This window comes from Litoribacillus peritrichatus (assembly GCF_039537985.1).
In the GTDB taxonomy this organism is placed as follows: domain Bacteria; phylum Pseudomonadota; class Gammaproteobacteria; order Pseudomonadales; family Litoribrevibacteraceae; genus Litoribacillus; species Litoribacillus peritrichatus.
Genome location: NZ_BAABBN010000004.1, coordinates 1 through 21,756 on the forward strand (window position 1 = coordinate 1; position 21,756 = coordinate 21,756).

The window sequence follows — 21,756 nt, forward strand, 5'->3', positions numbered from 1 at the left end:
TGATCCCATTCCGAACTCAGAAGTGAAACCGGTCCGCGCCGATGGTAGTGTGGGGTCTCCCCATGTGAGAGTAGGTCATCGTCAAGCGCCTTATTCGCTCTTAGGAGCACAAAAAAGCCTCAACCAAATGGTTGAGGCTTTTTATTTTAGATTTAATTTCAGCTGTGTTGATTTTTAATCAGTTCAGCAAAACGGTTTATGCTTAACGACCATAGCGACTGTGAACCACCTGATCCCATTCCGAACTCAGAAGTGAAACCAGTCCGCGCCGATGGTAGTGTGGGGTCTCCCCATGTGAGAGTAGGTCATCGTTAAGCTTCTTATCAGAAAGCCTCATCGTTTGATGGGGCTTTTTCGTTTCTATACTTAAAATTCTATTTTCTAATCCATATATTCTCTAATCCATATATGTTCAAACCCATAATATTAGCGCTGTCCATGTTTCGACTTTAGTGATTCTTTTCTCAATAGTAACTTGAAAATTTGTATATTCACCCTAGGTTATTAAATACAGTATTAGTATTTTTAAGGCAGTGAATGTATGGGAACACCAACCAAAGAAGAAATGGCAATTGCTTTGGATGAGGCAATCAGGCTCAGAGAGCAGGGAGGAGATGATCACTTCTTAGGTAAGAGCTTATTAAGTCTTAACTACCGCTTCATCGAACTAGAGCATGTATATCAGGCTCTTGAGCACTATTTAAATTCCGGTCAGGCTACGGATGATCATGCAAAACTGATCAAGGCCATTGAGCACTATAGGGATCTAGAGTTAAGAGCTAAGGGGAAAGAGCCTGAAGCTAAGTTTGGTCTTTAGGCTCTTAGTTATTAACGGCTGTTACTTGATCAGTCGCTCTAATTCCTCCACGGGTGGCGCGTACCAGTAACTGCCACTTACCGGAGTTGAATATTTCATTAAATGGTCGGACAATTTATCTTCGGTAGTTCCTGTCATTCTTTCCAGCTGAACTTGAATTCTCTTTTGGTCGCATGCAAAGCATAAGAACATTAGGCCTTTTTCCTTTGCATTGCCGTAAGGGGCACTTCGGCGATAAATTTTCATCGCTTCACCATCCACTTTAACATCCGTTCTGCTGACATGAGAGTCTTTCGGCATGGCATCACCTGTTAACTCTTCGTTCTCAACTTTTGTTCGGCCAACGATTTTTTCCTGTTGTTCTAAAGGAAGAGAAAGAAAGCTCTGAAGGTCGTGCTGCCATTTTTGACTGAATACAATTGAGCCTCCCTGGTAGGGCCCTTCATTGATTAAGGCGACTGGGTGACGAGCGTCTTCTTTGGGGTTTGCAGTGCCATCCTCAAAGCCTATAAGGTCTTTATTGTCATGGTATGTAAAGCCGGCTTGATCAAGTTGAACTTCGGCAATTTCTTTTAAGGATTCTTGAATGCAAAGCACTTGGTCATATATATCGCTAACATCATTGCCGTGTAGCCAGAATAAAAGATCTCCTTGATGGGATGGCATTGAATAAACCGGGCCCTTCAAAGCCTTCATTTCGTGAAGTTGCTCAGGGGTTGCTTGCGGAAACATCCGGTCTGCTAATTTAGGACCAAAAGCGATCAACTGAAAAACGGAATTTTTAGGTGCGTAAACCGAAGCCAATGCATGGCCTAGCTGTTCAGCAGTATGAGCCTCATTCAAGGTGTACTCTAGGAAATAGAAGTGCTTTGATTGATCTGAAAATATTGCCGTTTGAGCGGTTGCCATGGAATTCCTTTATGTTCAGTCTGAGATTGAAGCTTAAATTCTATTTATTCTCGACGGGTTTAAAAACAGTTTCTTTGTTAATTTTGAAATTATTAATGGCTTGTATGCCCTGCTCAGAAGAAAACCAGTCCAAGAAGTTACTTGAACCCGTAACATTAACCAGTTGTCTGTCCGAGTTTCTTAGAACGATTGAATAGAGGCTTGTGAGGGTTTTATCCCCTGACCTTAACTCAACGAGCTTGAGTTTGTTTTTGTTGGCGAGCCAGGTTGCGCGGTCAACTAAGGTATAGCCTTGTAATTTATCGGCTTTCTTTAAGGTGGCTTTCATTGAGGTTTTGGTTTCTATATACCACTTTGCTCCTTTTGGCAGTAAGGCATGGGCGTGCCATAAAGATTGCTCTTTTTGATGAATGCTGGACTGGTCCCCTAAAGATAGGAATGGTGACTTTTTGGATACTAGACGAATGAACAAATCCGATAAATTTCTGGCATCTTTGATTTTGGCTGGATCATCACTCGGGCCGACAAACAGGTAATCTGAGGTCATGATGGGGAAACGACCTATGGCCCAGCCTTGCCGAACCAGTGTTTTTTCTTGTTTTGGGTCGTTAATTAATAATAAATCCACCTTGCCGATTGCTCGACGTTTGAGTTTGCTTTTGGAGGTGACAGTACTGTAGTTAATTTTTGAGTGAATGGACTTTTCGATTTGCGGAAAAATCTGCTTGATAAAACCGGATGTTTCCAGAGATTTATGCACCTTCATTGTGAGTACATCGGATGCGTGGAGCAAAGTACTCGAGAAGAAAAGTGCGAATACCAGAGTAATGTTAAAAACTTTTTTGGTCGGCTTAAATTGTGACTTTGACTGAAGCATTGTTTTGTTTGAAATACTCAAAAACGTACAGGTAGATGTGTCACAAGATTATAGAACAGGTTTGTTTAGTCGTAGTGGATTAAAGTCGAGTTTGTGAATTCAGGTCGTGAAGTGTCTGAAAGGTTTCTTTCATTGAATAATAAGTGACTGGAGTGAGAAAATGATGAATTCTTCACTGCGGATTCAGTACTAAGCTGGTAAGTGGTTCAGCAAGTGGTTTGCAAGGTCTTGTATTGCTTGGTCGGCCTCGGGTATGAGACCTGCCTGGAAATGCCAAACGTGCCACATACTTTCCCAGATGTCTAACTCCACTGAGACGCCGTATGATTCCGCTCTTTGCGCTAAACGGATCGCATCGTCTAACAGAATTTCATCCGAACCAACCTGAATGAGCAGAGGCGGCAAGCCGGTCAAGTCGCCATTAATCGGTGAGCATAACGGAGAAGAAGGCGCGAGGTCTGTCGCGTAATTATTGATCATCGCTTCCAGCCAGTCTTTTCGAATCATAGGGTCAATAGCGGCATTGGACCTCACTGACTCTCCAGACATAGTTAAATCAACCCAAGGCGATATTACGCCAAGTACGGCAGGCAGCGGCAAGTTTTCTTCTTTCATTTCTAATACCGATGCGACGGTTAAGCCTCCTCCGGCTGAGTCGCCCGCAATCGCCAGGTTTTTGGGGTTGTGGTCATGAGCCAACAGCCAACGATAAACTTTAATGACGTCACTCAGACCAGCGGGGCATGGGTGTTCCGGGGCTAAGCGATAATCAATGGCAAGCACCATGCTGCCAGTCGCTCTGGCCAAATGTGCGGTTACGTTTCGATGTGATTTTGGTGAGCCAATATTGTAGGCTCCGCCATGTAGGTAAAGAATCACATTATCACAGTCTAATGTATGTTTATTGGAAACCCATTCAGTTGGTATACCATCCAGTTCGGTTTCTGATATTTCAGTACCGAAAGGCAGTATGTTGAGTTGTAAGCCAAAATCCGTCAGTCGTCTTTGAGTGGTGATGGAGGTGTTGGGGCTAAGCAAGGGTTTTATGCTGGAACGAAGTGTTTTCTTGATCACTTGTGCTCTTAAGCTTGCCATGAGAGTTCCTTGCCTAGGTCGCGAAATGTGCTTTTTTAGCAGTGTACTTGTTTGGTTGATTATCAGCCAGTATCAATTATTAATGACGTCATTAAAAAAATTATAGAATTTTTAACCCTTTTTGGTTTTTGCTTCGTTTATAGAGTTAACGATTGACAACATTCATATATTCAAAAAACCAAGAAGGAGCGCTGAGCATGACTTTTCAGCAAACTATTTTCCCACAGGCTATTTCCCCTCGTAGTGTTTTTGCTCGCAGGCTTTTCGCTCGCACAACATTGTCACTGGCTGTGCTGGTTGGCTTAAACAGCCTCTCCGGGTGTGCAACCCAGAATGATCAAACGGTTGAAGCTGACAGCAGCTCAGCTAAAAAAGAACAACTTGTGGCATCTGAAATCCGTCATCATGAGGAAGTTGCTCTTGTTGAGCGTGAGTCTAAGTCAGGACAACAAAGGTCTCAGAAAAAGGATGTGAGAATGATGGCTGAGTCTATCGCGCCTGCGTCTGCGATGGGTCAAGTTGTTCACTCGACAACGTATCAAATGTCACCAGTCATGCCTGCAGTTTTGCCACCTATGGATGATTATAATCCGGGGTATTTTCAGGAAGACGATCGGGAGAAGTATGCAGCAATTGAAGTAAACCCTGTGAAGCAAGTGGTCACTGATCCGGTATCTACGTTCAGTATTGATGTTGACAGCGGGAGTTACAGTAATGTTCGACGCATGCTTAATCAAGGTGCCTTACCCCCAAAAGATGCAGTTAGAATTGAGGAGATGGTGAACTATTTTGATTACCAATATCCTCAGCCGGATTATCAACAAGCGCCATTCAGTGTGAATACCGAATTAGCGAAATCTCCGTGGTCTTCACAGCAAGTTCTTCTCAGAGTGGGATTAAAAGGCTATCAGCCGGAAGTTGCAGAACGTCCATCGGCCAATTTGGTCTTTTTATTGGATGTTTCAGGTTCAATGAATGCGTCCGATAAACTGCCCTTATTAAAGAAGTCGCTTACCTTGTTATCTAAGCAATTGAAAGAGACTGATAAGGTTTCTATTGTGGTTTACGCTGGCGCCTCTGGCGTGGTGTTAGAGCCTACCAGTGGGAACAACACCCATCAGATTGAGCGCGCTTTGCAACAGCTTCAAGCGGGCGGCTCCACCAATGGTGAGGCGGGAATTGAATTGGCGTATTCAATGGCAGAACAAGCCTTTATTAAAGAAGGCATTAATCGGGTGATTTTAGCGACGGATGGCGATTTTAATGTCGGAACCAGCAGTGTGGACGCGCTAAAAACGTTGATTGAGCAAAAGCGGGAAAAAGGCATCTCGTTAACGACTCTGGGTTTTGGCACGGGGAATTACAACGATCACCTGATGGAGCAGCTGGCAGACGTCGGTAATGGTAATTATGCCTATATTGACGGGCTTAATGAAGCTAGAAAAGTGCTGGTTGATGAGCTTTCTTCTACCTTAATGACCATTGCCAAAGACGTGAAAATTCAAATTGAATTTAATCCTGGGGTGGTGGCTGAATATCGTTTGATTGGCTATGAAAACAGAATGCTTGCTCGTGAAGACTTTAACAATGATAAAGTTGATGCAGGAGAAATAGGAGCGGGTCATACGGTTACAGCGCTGTACGAATTGACTCTGCAAGGCAGTGATGCTCTGAAAGTTGATCCGCTAAGGTATCAACAGAAAACGCCGGCAGCAGGTCAGTCCGTGGCATTGGGCGAGCTGGGGTATTTAAAGCTACGCTATAAGCAACCGGAAGGGTCAAAAAGCCAGTTAATGGAATACCCAATACAGGCCGAAAAGGTTTATTCTGACTTCAGTGCCGCATCTTCTGACTTTAAATTCGCATCGATCGTGGCCGGGTTTGGTCAAAAGTTGCAGGGTGGTAAATATCTTGCTGATTTCAGTTATCAGGATATGATCGATTATGCTCAAAGCAGTAAGGGACAAGATCCGTTTGGTTATCGTAATGAGTTTGTGCAGTTGGTCAGAATGGCCGATGCACTGACCAATTAGTTTCACAGTAAAATCTTTCAAGCCTGGGCGAAGATGACTGATCTGAGTCTGGCTTGATTGAAACTTAACAAGGAATGTTCATTGAAAAACAGACACTCATTAACGGATGAAGAACTGATGAGGCTTTACGCGCAGGGAGATCACAAAGCGTTTGAAGTTTTGTATGGTCGTCATAAAGATAGTCTTTATCGTTATTTTTGTCGTCAATTGAATGATGTATTGGTCGCTCAGGACTTGTATCAAGAACTGTGGAGCCGGGTGATTAAATCATCTCAGCACTATCAGGCGAGTGCCAAGTGGACAACATGGGCGTATCGAATAGCACACAATCTGATTATTGATCACCTGCGAGTGCTCAAGCCTGTCGAACAATGGGATGAAGAAGAGCATTCGGGGATAGAGAGTAAGGCGCAATCAGGACTTTCTGAGCCGGATCAAAGTAATGAGCAGTGGCAAATGGCCGAGCAATTGAAACGCTGCATAGGGCAACTCCCTCAAGCTCAACAAGAGGTGTTTTTATTGAACGAGGAGGCTGGGATGACAGTAAAAGTGATGGCTGAAGTGATTAATATTTCTTCGGAAGCAGCCAAGAGCCGGTTACGTTATGCCAAAACTCAGTTGCAAACCTGCTTACAGCGTTTTTGGGATTCGGTCAGTGCAGCTGACTCAACCAACAAAGGCGATCAACAATGAGTGAAAAGCAGCCCCCTAAAGAAACGTTTGATGTGTCCGCTCTATATCGCCTGCACGCTGTTGAACAACCCCCTGAGAGCCTTGATCAGCGAATATTGGAACAAGCAAAACAGCACACTCAGGCAGCGAATATAGATGAGTTGGATAAGCAACGTTCTAAGCGGCTAGGGCGTAGCTGGCAATGGCCGGTGTCTGCTGCTGCCGTTGTGGTCATCGCAAGTACTTTAACCATAGATCTTTATCAAAAAGACGGGATGACGGTCGAAACCTTCCCCGAGGTGCAGATGCATTCGCCGCTTCCTCCGGCCAGTATGATGAAACCGGCCCAATCTATGAGCGACTTGAGAGACTTTGAAGCTGAACACGATTTAATTTCTGAGCCTGAAATGGCGATGGATGACCTGAGCGAGCCGGCTATCATTCAAAACAAGCAGGTTTTAGAGCGAGAAACGTTACGAAAAGAAGAGCTCAGACTTGAACGTTCAAAGCGTGAACGCTCGGCTTTATCCAGCCCACAGCCAATGGCTGCTGAAATGAGGACTGAAATGAAAGCGCCAAAGCTTGAGCGTCATAGGAGTCCGGTTGAGTGGTTAACAGAAATTGAGAGGTTGCTTGAAGAAGGCAGGGATTCAGAGGCAAGAGAGGCGCTGACGAAATTCCGTGAAGCGCATCCATTGGTTGAGATTCCTGAATCAATACAGGCGTTGCTACCTAAGGTTAATGCATACGAAAAGTAACGGTGCCGTGCTTTTCGTATTCCTTGGATGCCATGGTTTAGGTGTCGCTGTTCAGCCTTTATTCGCCAAGGACGTTGATCAGGGCTTGATCATAGATCTTGTCAGCATCTTTCAGATTGTTGATCGAAATACCGAGGTCATTGACCAGCCCGTTATCGATACCATAAATCCAGCCATGTACTGTGATGGGTTGTTGTCTGTCCCAGGCTTCCTGAACTACGCTGGTACTGACCACGTTCATGACCTGTTCAATCACATTCACTTCACACAGTCGGTCACACTGGTTGTCCATGCCTTTGACTTCATTAAAGCGACGTTGATGTTTACGGTATACGTCTTGAATGTGTCGTAACCAGTTATCAATCAGACCGTTGCGCTGTCCTTCCAGAGAGGCTCGAACCCCGCCGCAACCATAATGTCCGGTGACAATGATGTGCTTCACTTTCAAAACGTCCACTGCGTATTGCATCACGGACAGGCAGTTTAAGTCGGTATGCACCACCATGTTTGCTACGTTTCGATGGACAAATAAATCGCCTGGGAGCATACCTACGATTTGGTTTGCCGGTACTCGGCTATCAGAACAGCCTATCCACAAATATTCAGGGGATTGTTGCTGTTTGAGTCGATCAAAGAAATCCGGATCTTGCTCTTTAATGGACGCTGCCCATTGTTGGTTTTTGTTCAGTAAATCTTTCAGCTGTGACATGCAGGACTCCCGGATCTGGAATATTTGCCGGATTATCGGTTATCTGATTTTGGAACACAAATGTGAATTAAGATTCTTTTGGCTTGGCTGTTTTTTTGCCTGAGTTAGGGGTATCCAATTGAGGGAACCATTTGACCAATTTGTCATGGGCTTTGGTTTTATGCTCGGTTTTAATATGAGCACTGACCGTCGCAAGAGCGGCTAACAGGGTAGCTAAATCGTCGCTGTAGCCTGTCGGTAGCAAATCAGGGATGCCGTCAATGGGAACAATGAAATAGGCAATGGAGGCGTAAATAACGGCACGAGCCCAAGCAGGGGTACGTTCATCCCGGGCAGAAAAATACAGCTTTAGGCTGGTTTCTACTAACTCCTGGCCTGCTCGTTTGGCCTGGCTCCCCAGTTTGCGCCAGAGTTTTTGCTTGAGTGTAAGCGGCTGATCTCGTAATGATTCGGGGATTTCGACAGAAGACATTTACTGATACCTTTGAAACTGTTTTAATCGCCAACTTAGACGGGTGTCACAAAGTTGTGTTGCTCAAACATTGTACAATCATACCTCAATAATAGTACCTCGAATATAACAATAAAAATCGGGTGGACAAGATGACTTTCAACTCTGACCAGGGACGAGCAGTTTCCAAAGCAGGAGACTCGCAGGCGGATCTATTACCAATTAACCTTAATTGTCATAAAGCGTTGAACGTGCTTTTGATTGATGATCATCAAATTTATTTGGATGGTCTTGGCATTACTTTATCCTTAATGGACTCCATTGAGCAGGTTTATCAAGCGACGTGTTTGATTGAAGCCGAAGCCGTCGTCCATGAAGTTTCGCTGGACTTGATTTTGTTGGATCTCACTCTTCCGGTGGAAGATGGCTTTAGTATTATGAGCCAGCTGGAAACGTTATGTCCTAACGTGCCGGTCATCATTTTATCCGGATCGGATTTGCCGGAAGATAAACGGTTGGCCATGAATCGGGGCGCTAAGGGCTTTCTGAATAAGTCCGCCACTGGGGATGAAATTCGTGAAGCAATTAAAAAAGTCTCCGAAGGCGGGGTGTTGTCAGCACCGGTGGCGTTGGCTGCCTCGAATGAAGATGACCTGAATTTGATGAATCAAATTCGGGTCAGTGTTGCCAGGCAGTATCGCATCACTCAGCGGCAGGCTGAGGTGTTGGTGTTGCTTGGAGAAGGGCTGTCGAATAAACAGATTTGTCGTCGGTTAGAACTGACCGAAGCCACCGTGAAATTTCACCTGAAAGCTATTTTCTTGGCACTGGATGTGCATAATCGAACCGAATGCGTTTCAGTCGCCCGGCGATTGAATATCCTGATTTAGAAGCTGAATTATACATGCTCTGCTCTTTCCGGAGGTTTTATGTCTGTGTCTAAAATGGGTATTTGCTGAAATTCAAGGCAGAAGGAACTGCCTTTATTCGGTTCTGAGTTCACCCGTAGGTTAATGTTTAGCAATGCTGTTAATTGCTGAACGATACTGAGGCCTAAACCCATGCCTTCCTCTCTGTTTGGAACAACCTGATAATACTCATCAAATATCATCGAAAGGTGTTCTTCGGCAATTCCCTGACCGTTGTCCTGAATGATGACGGTTAACTTGCCGCTGCAATTATTAGTCGGTTGTGGGCTGAGCTGGCAATACACCGTGAGACAACTTGCTTTCGAATGTCGAATGACATTATTGATTAAGTTGGAAACAACACGCTCGAACAGCAACGAGTCGGTGGTGATGTAAGCATGTGAGTTGATGTGCGTTTCAAGAGTGATGTTGGCGTTGGTCAACTGCGGTTGAACGGTTTGGCAGAGGTCTGTCATCAAAGCATCAATGGAGACCGTTTCTTCATAGGGGGTAACGGCTCCCATTTCTAACCGGCTGTATTCCAGTAAAGAGTCCAATAAGCGATTCAACATGTCCACAGAAGTCGACAGTCGTTCGGTTAACATACTTTGGTTGCTTTTATCGTTGGCGTGTAACAACGCATCTGTGATTAAGTTAATGGCGTTGATGGGTTGTCTTAAGTCGTGTCCGGCTGCGGCCAAAAACTGGGTTTTGGCTTGAGTGTCATTGATGGCTTGCTGTCGGCTTAACTTAACGAGTTGGTGTTTCAGGTAGCCTGTTCTCAGTGTATGTTCTTGCAGGTAGCAGCCTACCGTTCCGATAATGCCCATGGATGCAATGAAGAATAATTGTGAAAGCAGGTCTTCGGTGTGGCCAATCAACACTTCAACTACGCCATATAATAACCACAGTCCCCAAGAGGAAGTAATGGCTTGACGAAATGGCAGCCCTAATAAAAAGAAACCAAATAAAAGTACGGAATAAAGACCGTCATAAGGCAGATCGTAGCCCTCTAGTTGGGCACCAGCAATAATGGCAATGATTCCAAATCCCATCCAAAGGTAGCTGGAGCAGGTGGTCAGTACAATGGTTTTCCAGCGCTGCATCCACCGGATCATGATTAAGGCAAGCAGTACGACAGGAATTAACATGCCTAATCGAATTGAAATGGTAAATTGCCAAACGTTATCGGGTAGAAAAAGAAAATCGACTAGAGCGTACATCACCAGTAAAAACAGACTGAAGACAGCGACCATAGGCAATCGACGCTTGATCAGCATGCCTTGATAGCATTGAAAATCAGGTTCCAGTTCCGAAGAGAACTTTAAGTTGCTAAAACCTTCGATCAGTTGTGCGGTGAGCTTGTCTTGTTGACCTGAAATTGCGTGGCTGGTTTGGATCATAACGTGGTTCTTATTGTTGTTATTTTATTTGTAATGATTACTTGAGTATGAAAAGCAAAAGCAGATGTAAGTATACAAAAAAACCGGCCACATTGTTGTGGCCGGTCAAAGAGGCGACCTTGCTGATCGTAGGTCGGGGTGGAGCGCTTTAAGGTTTTAAAGCTTTTCAGACTGTTGCTCTCTCCGTAACCGGTCGTCTTCACTGGCTGCAATGAGTTGTTCATGTTCTGAGAAGTACTGCTGCCGTAAGCTTGCTTCAATCGCTTTGATCTCAGAGACTTGCATGCCTTCATGTGTCAGGGTTTCAAGTTCTTCTCGGTAATTCTGATAACGGGTATTTCGCTGTTGTGATTGATCATAGTCGGCCATGATGCCCGCAACTTTTTCTGACGGATAATTAGCCTCTATGTGCGCTAAATACGCGTCCCTGTTATCGGCGGTGGCTAAACTGGTTGTAGTTTGCGCAATTGTGCGTTCTTTTTTTAAGTGTTGGCTACTTCTGGAAAGTTCTTCGGGTAACTGCTCATTTAGCATCATAATTTGCTGTGCTTTTTGTTCGCTGCTTAAAGAGTTGTCCAACTGGATTGCCATGGTTTGCACGGTGTAATCGGCGTAGCTGTTTTCAATCCCAAAAAACGCATCATTAACTTCGGCGGAAAGATACTGCTCTTGCAGGGATTGGAGTTGCGTCAAGCTGGACGCAAGCACCTGGAATTGGTATTCACGAGTTTGTTCCTGAGCGGGAATCATGGGTTGACTCATGACAGTAAGCGCAGCGGCTTTGTATTCCAGATAGTCTTCAAGCAACCCCATGGCTTGTTCATTGGCTGGTGGAGCGACCTTGCCGTCGATAAAGGCCCGGAGTTCTGCAATGGCTACTTCAGGCGGCACCTGACCAATGGTGTTGAGAAAATAATCGAAGGTATCACGAACGTCCAGTTCGATGATCAAATTGCCTTCTGAGTCAGTAGCTAATTGACCGTCGATGTCCGTACCGATTAATGAAGGGGCCATTTCTGCAAACTCAGGTCGAACGGTTTTGCTGTCTGGTTGGTAGTAGTCTTCGGCAGACGCTTGTATTTCCCGAATGTTGAGTCGTTCCAATGTTTGTTTGGGTGTTTCAGGTTCGCTGCTTGTCTGTTGTGTCAGCTCTGTGATTGGGGCTGTTTGCGCAGAGAATTCCAGAGAGTCAGTTGTTGGGTGGCTAACCCAATAACCCAGAGTGGCTAAGACGATCAGCGTGACCGTCAATAAAGGTATTAAGAGCGTATAAGTTGACTTGTTCATAGGCAATCTTTTAACCAAGGCGTCAACCCATGGAGGCGTTGACGCTTATTGTTATTATTGTTCAGTGAATGAGCTTACAGGCCGAGGTTCTTCAATCGGTTGGCTTGTGCCCGGTATTGCCCAACCGGATCATGCCACAACGAGTGAATACCTAATGTATGGTTAATGGAGTCAACGTGGTTCATGTCGTAGTGCGTGCCCAGATCTTTGCCCATTTTAGAAGAGCAAATATCCACTAAACCATCGCTTTGGGTTACGTCTTGGCCGATGAATGCCAGTGAGGTAGTTACCTGAAACGGGTCTAAAATGTCCAGCACATTGGTGAATGCAGTGTTACCACTCCAAGAATAGAGTTTCACTGAATGATCGTTGACCGATACAGTTTCAGAGCCTTCACCACAATAGTTTGAAGTATTAACCCCCCAGCCGTGAGTCTGGTTTAACTCGTTGGTTCCGGGTGTGGTGAGTGTCCATAGCGCAGCAATGGCGTCCTGTTGATTATCCGCTCCTGACAGCCAGTTGACGACTTGACCGAAGGCGTTTGCAATAACTTCTGCTCCGCCTTCCACAAGACCGTCTGCCGGGATTACTTTACGAATTACATCAGCCACCTTTGAACCTTTATTGACACCGTCCACCGATGTGATGGAAGCAACGCGGGAGGGTTGATAAGTCAGAGCGACACGAGAGGTCGGCGCCCCTTGGCTATGAGCAATCAGGTTCACCTTACCGCCGTTGCTATCGGCCCAAGGCACAATTTGCGAGGCCAGCTGCTGACCCCGAACTTTACTGTCTTCAAACGCGGATACACTGGCGGCGTAAACGGTAGCACCGCTGCGTTCCAGGTTATAGGGGATGGTGTAGAAGTAATCAATTAACCCTCCAACATCGTCGAAACCTGTGATGCCGTGTACTAACACGATTGGGTATTTTGTTTCTGTATAGCCTGCGTGTGCTGCAGAAGCAGACAGAGTCGCTGCAACTGTCAGTGCAGCGATAGTGACGTGTTTTCCTCAATTCTTGTTGTTATTGCGAGACGGTTTGAAAACACCGTTGTGAATCGTTTGAATTGCCCTTCAATTACGATGCACTGAAACCAGTATAAGAATGAAAATAACGAAAATAATCACCCAAACGGGTAGCCTATTCTGATGGGTAGGTAGGGTGTTTTCGGTAATCCCTGGGAGAAGTTCCCGACCACTTGGTGAAGGCATGATTGAAAGCAGAGGGCTCTGAATAGCCCAGCTTGTCCGCGATGGTCTCAATGGGTAATTTGGAATTTGTGAGTAATTTCCTCGCTCTATGATAGCGAACGGAGTTGAGTATTGTTTGGTAGCTGGTGGATTCTTTGACGAGTTGCCTACGTAAGCTTCTTTCGGAAATTGAAAACAGTGTGGCGACATCGGAAGTTTTTGGAAAACGGTATTCAAATAAATTCAGATACTGGCTCACTTTGCCTGTGAGACCTGAAATCTGAGCGGCCCTTGCTTCGATGAGTTGATCGCACTGAGCCTGATAAAGTTTGCAGGCGAGCGCATTGGACTGCGGGAAAGCATGAGACAGTTCGATATTACTGATGACTAACTTTCCATGGGGTTGGTCAAATTTCACCGGGCATTGAAAGAGTTCTTCGTAGGGTTTAGCCGTTGTTGGTTTGGGGTGGGGAATCCAGACTTCATCTAAGGAGAAGTTATCATCCTGGTTGATCATAATGTCTTTTAATAACTGGTAGGTGCCTGCCAGATCACGATCAATCAAAAACGTTCTAATACTCTCGGGCAGGTTTGCGGGGTAAAGGCTTAACCCGGTTGTGCCCGGAGTCAAGTCGAGCTCCATGGTGCCATAGAGGTAAGCCAGCGCTTGATATTGAATGCCAAGTTTACAGGCATCGTATGCCGTTGGGCTGGTCATTAACATCAGTGAAAACGGGCCGTAACCTGCGATTCCAAACCGGGTACCCAGTTGTAAACCGGCAGACACGTCATCTAATTGCTGAACGATTTCAAGTAAAATCTGCAGTTCCTGAGCTCGATCTATTTGCGCAAAGGGGTCCAGATTCTGCAACGAAAAACCATACTTTGTGAGGATGTCGGCGGTTTCTATCCCCATATTATTGATAGCGTGAACGGTATAGATTAATCCTAGAACGGAGCGTGTGGTCATTGGTTGGCCGGAATTATCAAGTTTTGGTTAGTTGGTAGCCTGTCTTTTCAAGAGTAAGACAATCTATACTTTTGAGCAATTACTCATGTTGTGAGTGTTTGTACTGAAAAAATAATAATTATTGAAATACGAAATTGGGAGCGGCTATCGTGAAGAAATCATCAGGGCAGGAAGTACTTGATATTGCCATCATAGGCACTGGGTTTTCAGGTATTTGCATGGCAATTAAATTGCTGGAAGCGGGTTTTGACTCTTTTGTGTTACTTGAGAAGAAGCAGGAGGTGGGAGGCACTTGGCGAGAAAACACATACCCAGGTTGTGCCTGCGATGTTCAATCACACTTGTATTCTTTTTCGTTTGAAGGAAACCCGGAGTGGTCAAAAGTTTTTTCGGGTTGGGAAGAGATTAAGCAATACATTCTTGAGTGTGTTGAAAAGTATAACTTAAGACAATTTATCAAATTCGAGTATGAAGTTCAGTCCGCTGAGTTTAATGAAGATCAGGGGCTTTGGACGATTTCAGATATTCAAGGCGAACAACTGATCGCTCGCAGTTTTGTGATGGGGACAGGCCCATTGCATGTGCCAGCCAAGCCGAAGATACCTGGGCTGGACTCATTTAAAGGTAAGGTGTTTCATTCCGCAGAGTGGGACCATTCTTTTTCATTTCGAGGTAAGAAAATTGCATCAATTGGTACGGGCGGTTCCGCCATTCAATACGTACCTGAAGTCGCAAAAGTTGTGGATGAGCTCTATGTATATCAGCGCACTCCGGCTTGGGTCATGCCAAGAAATGAGCGCAGTTACACCGAAATAGAAAAGTGGTTATTCAGGACGCTGCCGCCGGTAAGAAAACTGTACCGGTCAATGCTGTATTGGATTAACGAATCCCGTTTGTTGCCAATGAAGAACCCTAAAGTTGCTAAAGTGGTTTCCGGTGCGGCTAAGCTGCATATTAAGAAGTCGATCAAAGACCCCGAATTAAGGAAAAAGCTGACGCCAGATTACACCATCGGTTGTAAGCGCATTCTTATTTCCAATCAGTACTATCCGACGTTTAATCGCTCCAATGTTGAGCTGGTGACAGATGGAATCCAGTCTGTGACAGAGAATGGTATTGTGACTGCGGATGGTAAACAGCGGGAGGTGGACGCGATTATTCTTGGCACCGGTTTTCATGCAGATCCGAGAAAATACATGGCCGACTTTACTATTCGAGGAAAGTCAGGCGTCAAGTTATTGGATGTTTGGAAAGAGGGTGCTGAGTCATACCTGGGAACCACCGTTGCCGGTTTTCCGAACATGTTTCAGTTAGTAGGGCCAAACACCGGGCTAGGCCATAACTCGGTGATATTTATGATTGAATCTCAGGTCCATTACATCATCGAGTGTCTGAAGGAAATGAAGCGACGGAAGGTGGATTTACTTGAGGTCAAAGAAGACGCTCAGTCAGCGTTTAACCAGTGGGTTCAGGAAAACCTGAAGGGTTCTGTTTGGGCTTCGGGTTGTGTGAGCTGGTACTTACAGGATGGAGGGAAAAACTTCACGATGTGGCCTGGCGCGACCTGGCAGTATCGACTCAAAACACGTTCAGTGACGAGCGACCATTACGTTTGGCGTTCTGCTGCAAAGCAATTAACGAACGAACAAGTCGTAGCGCCTTCGAACGTGGCGTGCGCGGAGTGATATTGCTGAGTGCCTAGTATTGAGTGCTTAGTGCTGAGTGAAGTGCACTGAAATTAAAACTTCAGGTTGAAGAAAGGAAAAGTAAATGAAGAAGTTGTTGGTGGTATTGTCTGTTGTGCTGCTTGTGTTGGTCGGCGCATACGGTTTGGGGTCGAAATATAAATACGAACTCTACGATATGGCGATGGCAATGGAACAGAACAAAGCCAAATTAACGCCGGGCGTGGCGATGGTTGGTGACCTCCGTTTTGCTTATCTGGAAGGGCCAAAAGTGGAAGGGCAACCGTCTTTGGTATTGATTCATGGCTTTGCCGCGAACAAGGAAAACTGGATGCGCTTTGCGGCGAACCTTACTGATCAATATCACGTGATCGCGGTCGATTTATTGGGGCATGGAGAGAGCACTCAAGACCCTAAGTTGAGCTATGACATTGATGATCAGGTGTTGTACTTATCCCGGTTTCTGGATGCCAAAAAGATATCGAACGTACACCTAGCCGGTAATTCGATGGGGGGCGCTGTGTCTTCGTTGTTTGCAGCGACCTATCCTGAACGCGTTCTAACGGTTTCCTTGGTCAATCCTGCCGGGGTGTTTGATCACCGCAGTGTGCTTGAAGATTATTTAGAGCGTGGTGAAAACCCTTTGGTGGTGAAAAAGCCATCGGACATTTATACCTTGATGGATTTTGCAATGGTCGATGTGCCTTTCGTTCCATGGCCCATTACTGAGGTAGTTGCCGAACGCTCTATGGCAAAGAAAGCGCTGAACGATCAAATCTTTGAGCAAATTAAAGGCGATCATAAGTACAACTTTAAGCAAGCTCTTACGCGCATTAAAGCGCCTACCCTAGTTATGTGGGGGAAGGAAGATAAGGTGATCAATTATAAAAATGCGGATTTATTCAATGAGCTTGTTCCAAACTCAACCAAGCTGATTTATCAGGATATTGGTCACGCGCCCATGATTGAAATACCGATGCGCTCGGCTGAAGACATCTCAAAGTTCATCATGGAGAACTCTTAAGTGCGTGGCGTGCTCTCAGGGGGATGGAAAGCCCCTCATTTTAAATCACTTTGAAAATACAACTTTCGTAGGAGGGGTTAAGTCGTTTCGTTTGTAATACTTAACTCACCCTCAGGAGAAGAGAAATGAAAGATCTGTCGGGCAAGGTTGCTGTGATTACTGGCGCAGGTTCAGGTATTGGACGGGCGTTGGCGGTGAAGTTGGCAGAGCAAGGATGCCATTTAGCTATCTCAGATTTAAATGAAGTGGGTTTAGAACAAACCCGAAAAATGTGCGAAACCAGCGTGGTAGATGTTCGGTGTTATACGTTGGATGTGGCGGATAAAGATGCGGTGTATCAGCACGCAGATCAGGTTGAAGAGGATTTTGGCCAGGTTAATCTGATCTTTAATAACGCGGGGGTAGCGTTATCGGTCAAGCTGTTAGAAGTGGATATGAAAGACTTTGAATGGCTGATGAACATTGATTTCTGGGGTGTGGTGTATGGAACACAGGCTTTTTTACCTAAATTAATTGCTTCGGGAGAAGGCCATATTATTAATATCTCCAGCGTTTTTGGCATGATCAGTGTGCCTAAACAAGGAACTTATAATGCTGCCAAATTTGCGGTGCGTGGTTATACCGAAGCATTAAGGCAAGAGTTGGCTCTGGAGAATATACCGGTCAACGTGAGTTGCGTTCATCCGGGAGGTATACAAACCGATATCGCACGCAACGCCCGGTTGGGGCCGAATGAAAATCGAAGTTTTGTGGATACCAGTTTTGATAAATTGGCGATGACTAAACCATCGAAGGCCGCCGATATCATTTTAAAGGGGGTTAAGGCGAATAAATCCCGAATTATGGTCGGGCCGGACGCTCATGCAATACATTTTTTATATCGCTTACTCGGGTCCAGGTATCAATCTTTGACCCAACTGTTTGCGAAAAAGGCATTTTTTAATCGTTGTGAGTAATCACAATCGTTAACCTATCTCTGATTCGACGATTTGCTTGATAGAAACCTTTCGTTGAGTTCTTTCCTCCGCCTGATGGCGGAGTTTTTTTATCTCGTCTTTATTCATTTTCCTTTTATGCGGGTAAATGATTCGATCTGATTTTTATCCCGAGTCTGATATTCTACCCCGAGCTTGATATTGTGTTCAGCGTTGGGAAGGCAATCAGGTAGTTCGCTGTATGCTCAATCATTAAATTTATTTAATATTGTCTTCACCTTGAGTTTAAGCCATGGGTTATACACTGGCCCTATCTTTTATTGATGGCCTTTGACATGAGTTACCACTGAAGAGGCCGGTTACTTGGGGAAACGATTATGAAAAAATTCAATACTTTTATTGCTTCTGCCATTACAGCAAGTGCGCTGACGTTTGGAAGTGCTCAGGTACTAGCGGACGATGATGCCGCTGAGTTACTGCAATTGAAACGCACTAAGTTCAGCGTTGAGCAGGCGTTGGAAAAGGTGGCGAAAGAGTACCAGGGGCAAATTCTTGAAGTTGAACTGGATGAAAAACACAACCAATTGATCTACGAAGTAGAAGTGGCGGATCTGGCCAACGAAAAGGTCTATGAAGTGTACGTCAATCCAACCAGTGGTGAGGTGTTTCTTGATGAAACTGAAAACCTTAAATTGTTAGGTTTCAATCGCTTTGATGAGGATAAATTGGCTGCGCTGAGAGCCATGGCGGAAAACCATTTTTCACTGGAAGACCAGCTGATCAAAATTAAGCAAGATTACCCGGGAATCGTGAAAGAAGCCGAGTTTAAACAGAGTAAAGGCGTCAGTTACTACAAAGTAAAAATCTTAACCAACGAAGGCCGCCGTCAAAAAGTCATTGTGGATGCTCTGACCGGTGAAACGATTCCTGTCATGGATCACGATTAAATGCAGGGTACAACTCATGGTCGGTATCTGTGATGCCGGTCACTTACACTTTAAAGGTCTCATGTGAAAGTCCTGATTGTTGAAGATGATAAAACCACGCGCGATTTTTTGCAGCAAGCGCTGACCGAGCAAGGTTATACCGTTGAAACAGCGGCGGATGGTCAGGATGGTTTATTTAAGGCACTGGAGTTAAATTTTGACTTGATCGTGCTGGATCGAATGTTGCCTAAGCTGGACGGGCTGACGGTTTTGGCGACGCTCAGATCCGGAGGTCACAGGGTTCCTGTGTTGATTTTGAGTGCACTGGACAGTGTTGATGAGCGAGTTAAAGGTCTCAAACAAGGAGGCGATGACTACTTGGTTAAGCCCTTTGCATTGGCTGAGTTGTTGGCCCGAGTCGAAATTTTGGGGCGACGGAGTCAGCCCATTGTCGCCGGTGCTCAGGAAACCCGAATTCAGCTTAAAAACCTGACGTTGGATATGCTCGCGCATACGCTGACCATTGCGGATCAGGAAATTGAGATTCAACCAAAAGAGTTCAAGCTTTTAAGATACTTGTTAGAGCATCAGGAACAAGTGGTGTCCCGTACCATGTTGTTTGAAGCGGTTTGGGACTACCAGTTTGATCCGCAAACCAATGTGATTGACGTTCATGTGGCCCGATTAAGGAAAAAACTGACCGAGGCCAATGCTTTGGTTGAAATCACGACGGTCAGAGGGGTGGGGTATCGGCTTGTCTCTCAATAGTTCACTAGGGCTGATGTTTCGCAAGAGTTCCATTTGGCGGTTAACGCTGATATACACCGCATTATCGACCGTGCTGGTTTCTCTGGTTTTGCTGGTGCTTTATTACTTCAGTGTCGGGCAAGTGGTTCGTGCCCAAGACAGAAACTTTTATGAGGTTTTGGCTCAGCACCAATTATTGACCAAACAGCTCAGCCAAACCGAATATCAATTGCAGTTCGGGCCTGAATTTCAGTTGTCTGAAAGCCTCAGTTTGACGTTTCAAGCCGACGACGCTCCGGTTGATGTTGTGGGTCGCTTGTCTTCTGTGCCCGTTGGCATAGCAATGTGTCCGGAGATTTCCAGGTTTCCTGTCTATCAAGCCCGTTACGACGACATTGAAATTCTCTCCGGTTGTACGCTGCCTGCTTACAATGGTCGTGTGTTGATAGCTCAAAACCGGCAGCAGTTGGATCGGTGGATTAAACTGTTCTGGCAAACCAGCTTAGGTGCATTATTAATTACCTTGGTGATTGGTACATTAAGTGGCTGGTGGTTTTCACGGAAGCTGATCAGGAAAGTGAGCGCCGTGAATCAAATTGCGCGCAAAGTAGAGGATGGTGATCTCACTGCAAGAATCTCAATCGGCAAGTCCGGTGATGAATTTGATCAAATGGCCATGCACATTAATCGAATGCTGGGCCAGCTGGAAGACAACTTCGAAACGGTACGGGGAACCACCGATGCCATTGCTCATGATTTACGCACCCCACTGAGTCGATTGCGTCTCAGGTTGGAACATTTGGTGTCTCAAGAGACTGAGACTGTCAAAGCCGATGCGTTGGCGGATGTATTAGAAGAGCTGGACCGTATCATCTTGACGTTTAAGTCCATGCTGGAATTGACCAAACTTGAACACGGTTTAATGAATGCGGGTGATCATCCGGTGGATTTACAGGCGCTGGTGTCAGATGCGGTCGAGCTGATCGAACCTTTGGCCGATGAAAATCGCCAAACCATTACGGTAAATGCTTCACCCGTCTATGTGCAAGGCGATCCCAGTTTATTGTTTCGGGTGATATATAACTTGCTGGATAATGCTGTGAAGTACTCGGGCGAAAACGCATCTGTATTGGTTGAGCTGACCGAGAAAGCATTGATTATTGCGGATAACGGCGTAGGGATTGCTGAAGAAGAAATGACTAAAGCGTTTCAACGTTTATCGAGACTGGATTCAAGTCGGACAACGCCGGGTTATGGCTTGGGGTTACCCGTTGTTAAGGCCATTTTGAAGTTGCACGGTATGAAGATCAAAATGCTCGATAATGAGCCGGGTTTAAAAGTTGTAATTCGTTTGCCACGACCAACCGGATCGAAATAAAGCCGGATCGAAATATAACCGGATAGCCATCACTTGGCATTCATCCGTAAATGCCAAGTGATCGTTCAAATGGGTTACGCTTTCAGCGTCTGAACCACTTGTTTAAATACCCGTGGGCTTGCAATGAATACATCATTCACTGCCTTTGGTGCGCCTGTGCTGTCACCAACTAGTGCTCCGGCTTCCTGGGCGATTAATAATGCTGCTTCCAGTTTGGTTTTAGCACCTTTCACAATTGCGCCATCGGTTTTACCAGCGGCTGCGTAAGCAATGGCCAGTAGCGGACTGTCTTGATCGCAAAGGCTGTAGCCAGAGTTGGTCAACTTTTGTGCCGTTTCAAAGTTACCGCTTGATAGCCAGTTACCGCTCAATACTTTGCCTGTGGCTGAGAAGTTATCTGAAAAGCGGATACGGCGGTCATTGCTTTGAGCGCCTCGTCCTTTCGATGCAGTGAACTCTTCTTGAGTCGCCGGATTAATGATGACTGCATGTTCTGCTTTATCGCGGAAATAATAGGTTAATGCCAATGCAAATGCAGGAATTTGACGAATGTAATTGGAGTGTGTGTCGAGCACTTGGATTTCCCAACGTGCTTGAGCGGAACTGTCACCGATGGCTTCAAACTGGCCCACAACATAGTGCTCTGGGTAGCTTTTGGATAATAGACGAATAATCTGTTGTTCTGCATGTCGTAAGTAATTCGGCAGAATGGTAGGAAGAGGTTTCCCTTCGCGGATTTCTGAATCAAGACGGTCTTGGCTTGATACAAGGGATTCAGCAGCACGGCGCGCAGCGCGCAACGCAGTATTCAGGTACGGATGCATAAACGTATTCACCTGGTCGGTTAACAGAACTTTTAAAAGAGCGGAGCAATGTTTAAAAAATATACAACTTTGCTCAAAATTTCGGCGAAGTATAACAGAAAGAATTCAACTTGCTAGAGTGTATTTATATTTAATGATGATTGGGGATGAAAGTG

The 21,756-nt window shown here is 45.4% G+C and carries 21 protein-coding genes and 2 rRNA genes; 13 read left to right on the plus strand and 10 right to left on the minus strand.

Features of this window, described 5'->3' with window-relative positions; translation table 11 throughout:
* The 3 genes from rrf (ABD744_RS01190) to ABD744_RS01200 form a co-directional block, all read left to right on the plus strand.
* Positions 1–87: ribosomal RNA gene (rrf, locus tag ABD744_RS01190) — 5S ribosomal RNA — on the plus strand; the annotation flags it as partial.
* Between the two features lie 114 nt (positions 88–201).
* A 5S ribosomal RNA gene (gene rrf / locus ABD744_RS01195) occupies positions 202–317 on the plus strand.
* 224 nt (positions 318–541) lie between these two features.
* On the plus strand, positions 542–817 hold the full coding sequence (locus ABD744_RS01200) for a hypothetical protein (protein WP_344794609.1): 276 nt from the start codon (positions 542–544) through the stop codon (positions 815–817).
* 21 nt (positions 818–838) lie between these two features.
* Here the strand turns inward: ABD744_RS01200 and ABD744_RS01205 are convergent, their stop codons facing one another.
* From ABD744_RS01205 to ABD744_RS01215, 3 genes are all read right to left on the minus strand, one after another.
* Positions 839–1,726 carry a Dyp-type peroxidase gene (locus ABD744_RS01205; protein WP_344794611.1) on the minus strand — a complete coding sequence of 296 codons (888 nt, stop codon included), beginning with the start codon at positions 1,724–1,726 and terminating at the stop codon, positions 839–841.
* Between the two features lie 40 nt (positions 1,727–1,766).
* Complete coding sequence (locus ABD744_RS01210) at positions 1,767–2,492, minus strand: ABC transporter substrate-binding protein (RefSeq protein WP_344794613.1); 726 nt, start codon at positions 2,490–2,492, stop codon at positions 1,767–1,769.
* A 300-nt stretch (positions 2,493–2,792) separates the two neighbouring features.
* A complete protein-coding gene (locus ABD744_RS01215; protein ID WP_344794615.1) occupies positions 2,793–3,698 on the minus strand; it encodes an alpha/beta hydrolase in 906 nt (301 codons plus the stop codon).
* Positions 3,699–3,895: 197 nt separating this feature from the next.
* Between ABD744_RS01215 and ABD744_RS01220 the strand changes: the two genes are divergently transcribed.
* From ABD744_RS01220 to ABD744_RS01230, 3 genes are all read left to right on the plus strand, one after another.
* Positions 3,896–5,731, plus strand: coding sequence for a vWA domain-containing protein (locus ABD744_RS01220; protein WP_344794617.1), 1,836 nt, complete (start codon positions 3,896–3,898; stop codon positions 5,729–5,731).
* A gap of 81 nt (positions 5,732–5,812) precedes the next feature.
* Positions 5,813–6,424, plus strand: a complete 612-nt coding sequence (locus ABD744_RS01225) for a sigma-70 family RNA polymerase sigma factor (RefSeq protein WP_344794619.1) — start codon at positions 5,813–5,815, stop codon at positions 6,422–6,424.
* Complete coding sequence (locus ABD744_RS01230; protein ID WP_344794621.1) at positions 6,421–7,161, plus strand: hypothetical protein; 741 nt, start codon at positions 6,421–6,423, stop codon at positions 7,159–7,161. The genes ABD744_RS01225 and ABD744_RS01230 overlap by 4 nt, the downstream gene beginning before the upstream one ends.
* A gap of 58 nt (positions 7,162–7,219) precedes the next feature.
* On the opposite strand, the gene can is transcribed toward ABD744_RS01230, so the two are convergent.
* Together can and ABD744_RS01240 are read right to left on the minus strand one after the other, a co-directional pair.
* Complete coding sequence (can, locus tag ABD744_RS01235; RefSeq protein ID WP_344794623.1) at positions 7,220–7,870, minus strand: carbonate dehydratase; 651 nt, start codon at positions 7,868–7,870, stop codon at positions 7,220–7,222.
* 67 nt (positions 7,871–7,937) lie between these two features.
* Complete coding sequence (locus tag ABD744_RS01240; RefSeq protein WP_344794625.1) at positions 7,938–8,342, minus strand: YkvA family protein; 405 nt, start codon at positions 8,340–8,342, stop codon at positions 7,938–7,940.
* A 131-nt stretch (positions 8,343–8,473) separates the two neighbouring features.
* Between ABD744_RS01240 and ABD744_RS01245 the strand changes: the two genes are divergently transcribed.
* Complete coding sequence (locus ABD744_RS01245; RefSeq protein WP_344794626.1) at positions 8,474–9,211, plus strand: response regulator; 738 nt, start codon at positions 8,474–8,476, stop codon at positions 9,209–9,211.
* 8 nt (positions 9,212–9,219) lie between these two features.
* On the opposite strand, the gene ABD744_RS01250 is transcribed toward ABD744_RS01245, so the two are convergent.
* From ABD744_RS01250 to ABD744_RS01265, 4 genes are all read right to left on the minus strand, one after another.
* Complete coding sequence (locus ABD744_RS01250) at positions 9,220–10,632, minus strand: sensor histidine kinase (RefSeq protein WP_344794628.1); 1,413 nt, start codon at positions 10,630–10,632, stop codon at positions 9,220–9,222.
* Positions 10,633–10,788: 156 nt separating this feature from the next.
* Positions 10,789–11,919 (minus strand): lipase secretion chaperone, encoded by a 1,131-nt coding sequence (locus ABD744_RS01255; RefSeq protein WP_344794630.1) that lies wholly within the window; start codon positions 11,917–11,919, stop codon positions 10,789–10,791.
* A 74-nt stretch (positions 11,920–11,993) separates the two neighbouring features.
* The gene (locus tag ABD744_RS01260) at positions 11,994–12,839 is read right to left on the minus strand and encodes an esterase/lipase family protein (RefSeq protein ID WP_344794632.1); all 846 of its coding nucleotides are present in this window, start codon (positions 12,837–12,839) and stop codon (positions 11,994–11,996) included.
* 223 nt (positions 12,840–13,062) lie between these two features.
* Positions 13,063–14,082: an AraC family transcriptional regulator gene (locus ABD744_RS01265; protein ID WP_344794634.1), complete on the minus strand. Its 1,020-nt coding sequence runs from the start codon at positions 14,080–14,082 to the stop codon at positions 13,063–13,065.
* 149 nt (positions 14,083–14,231) lie between these two features.
* Between ABD744_RS01265 and ABD744_RS01270 the strand changes: the two genes are divergently transcribed.
* From ABD744_RS01270 to ABD744_RS01295, 6 genes are all read left to right on the plus strand, one after another.
* Positions 14,232–15,767 carry a flavin-containing monooxygenase gene (locus ABD744_RS01270; RefSeq protein WP_344794636.1) on the plus strand — a complete coding sequence of 512 codons (1,536 nt, stop codon included), beginning with the start codon at positions 14,232–14,234 and terminating at the stop codon, positions 15,765–15,767.
* Positions 15,768–15,852: 85 nt separating this feature from the next.
* Positions 15,853–16,791, plus strand: coding sequence for an alpha/beta fold hydrolase (locus ABD744_RS01275; RefSeq protein ID WP_344794638.1), 939 nt, complete (start codon positions 15,853–15,855; stop codon positions 16,789–16,791).
* Positions 16,792–16,916: 125 nt separating this feature from the next.
* Positions 16,917–17,747, plus strand: coding sequence for an SDR family NAD(P)-dependent oxidoreductase (locus ABD744_RS01280; protein ID WP_344794640.1), 831 nt, complete (start codon positions 16,917–16,919; stop codon positions 17,745–17,747).
* Positions 17,748–18,103: 356 nt separating this feature from the next.
* A complete protein-coding gene (locus ABD744_RS01285) occupies positions 18,104–18,673 on the plus strand; it encodes a PepSY domain-containing protein (RefSeq protein ID WP_344794642.1) in 570 nt (189 codons plus the stop codon).
* Between the two features lie 63 nt (positions 18,674–18,736).
* Entirely contained in the window at positions 18,737–19,420 is a 684-nt protein-coding gene (locus tag ABD744_RS01290) for a response regulator transcription factor (RefSeq protein ID WP_344794644.1), read from the plus strand.
* Positions 19,407–20,777 carry a sensor histidine kinase gene (locus ABD744_RS01295; protein WP_344794646.1) on the plus strand — a complete coding sequence of 457 codons (1,371 nt, stop codon included), beginning with the start codon at positions 19,407–19,409 and terminating at the stop codon, positions 20,775–20,777. Before ABD744_RS01290 ends, ABD744_RS01295 begins: the two co-directional genes overlap by 14 nt.
* 74 nt (positions 20,778–20,851) lie before the next feature.
* Here ABD744_RS01295 and ABD744_RS01300 read toward each other — a convergent pair whose 3' ends face one another.
* Positions 20,852–21,601 (minus strand): inositol monophosphatase family protein, encoded by a 750-nt coding sequence (locus ABD744_RS01300; protein WP_344794648.1) that lies wholly within the window; start codon positions 21,599–21,601, stop codon positions 20,852–20,854.
* Between the last annotated feature and the right edge of the window lie 155 nt (positions 21,602–21,756).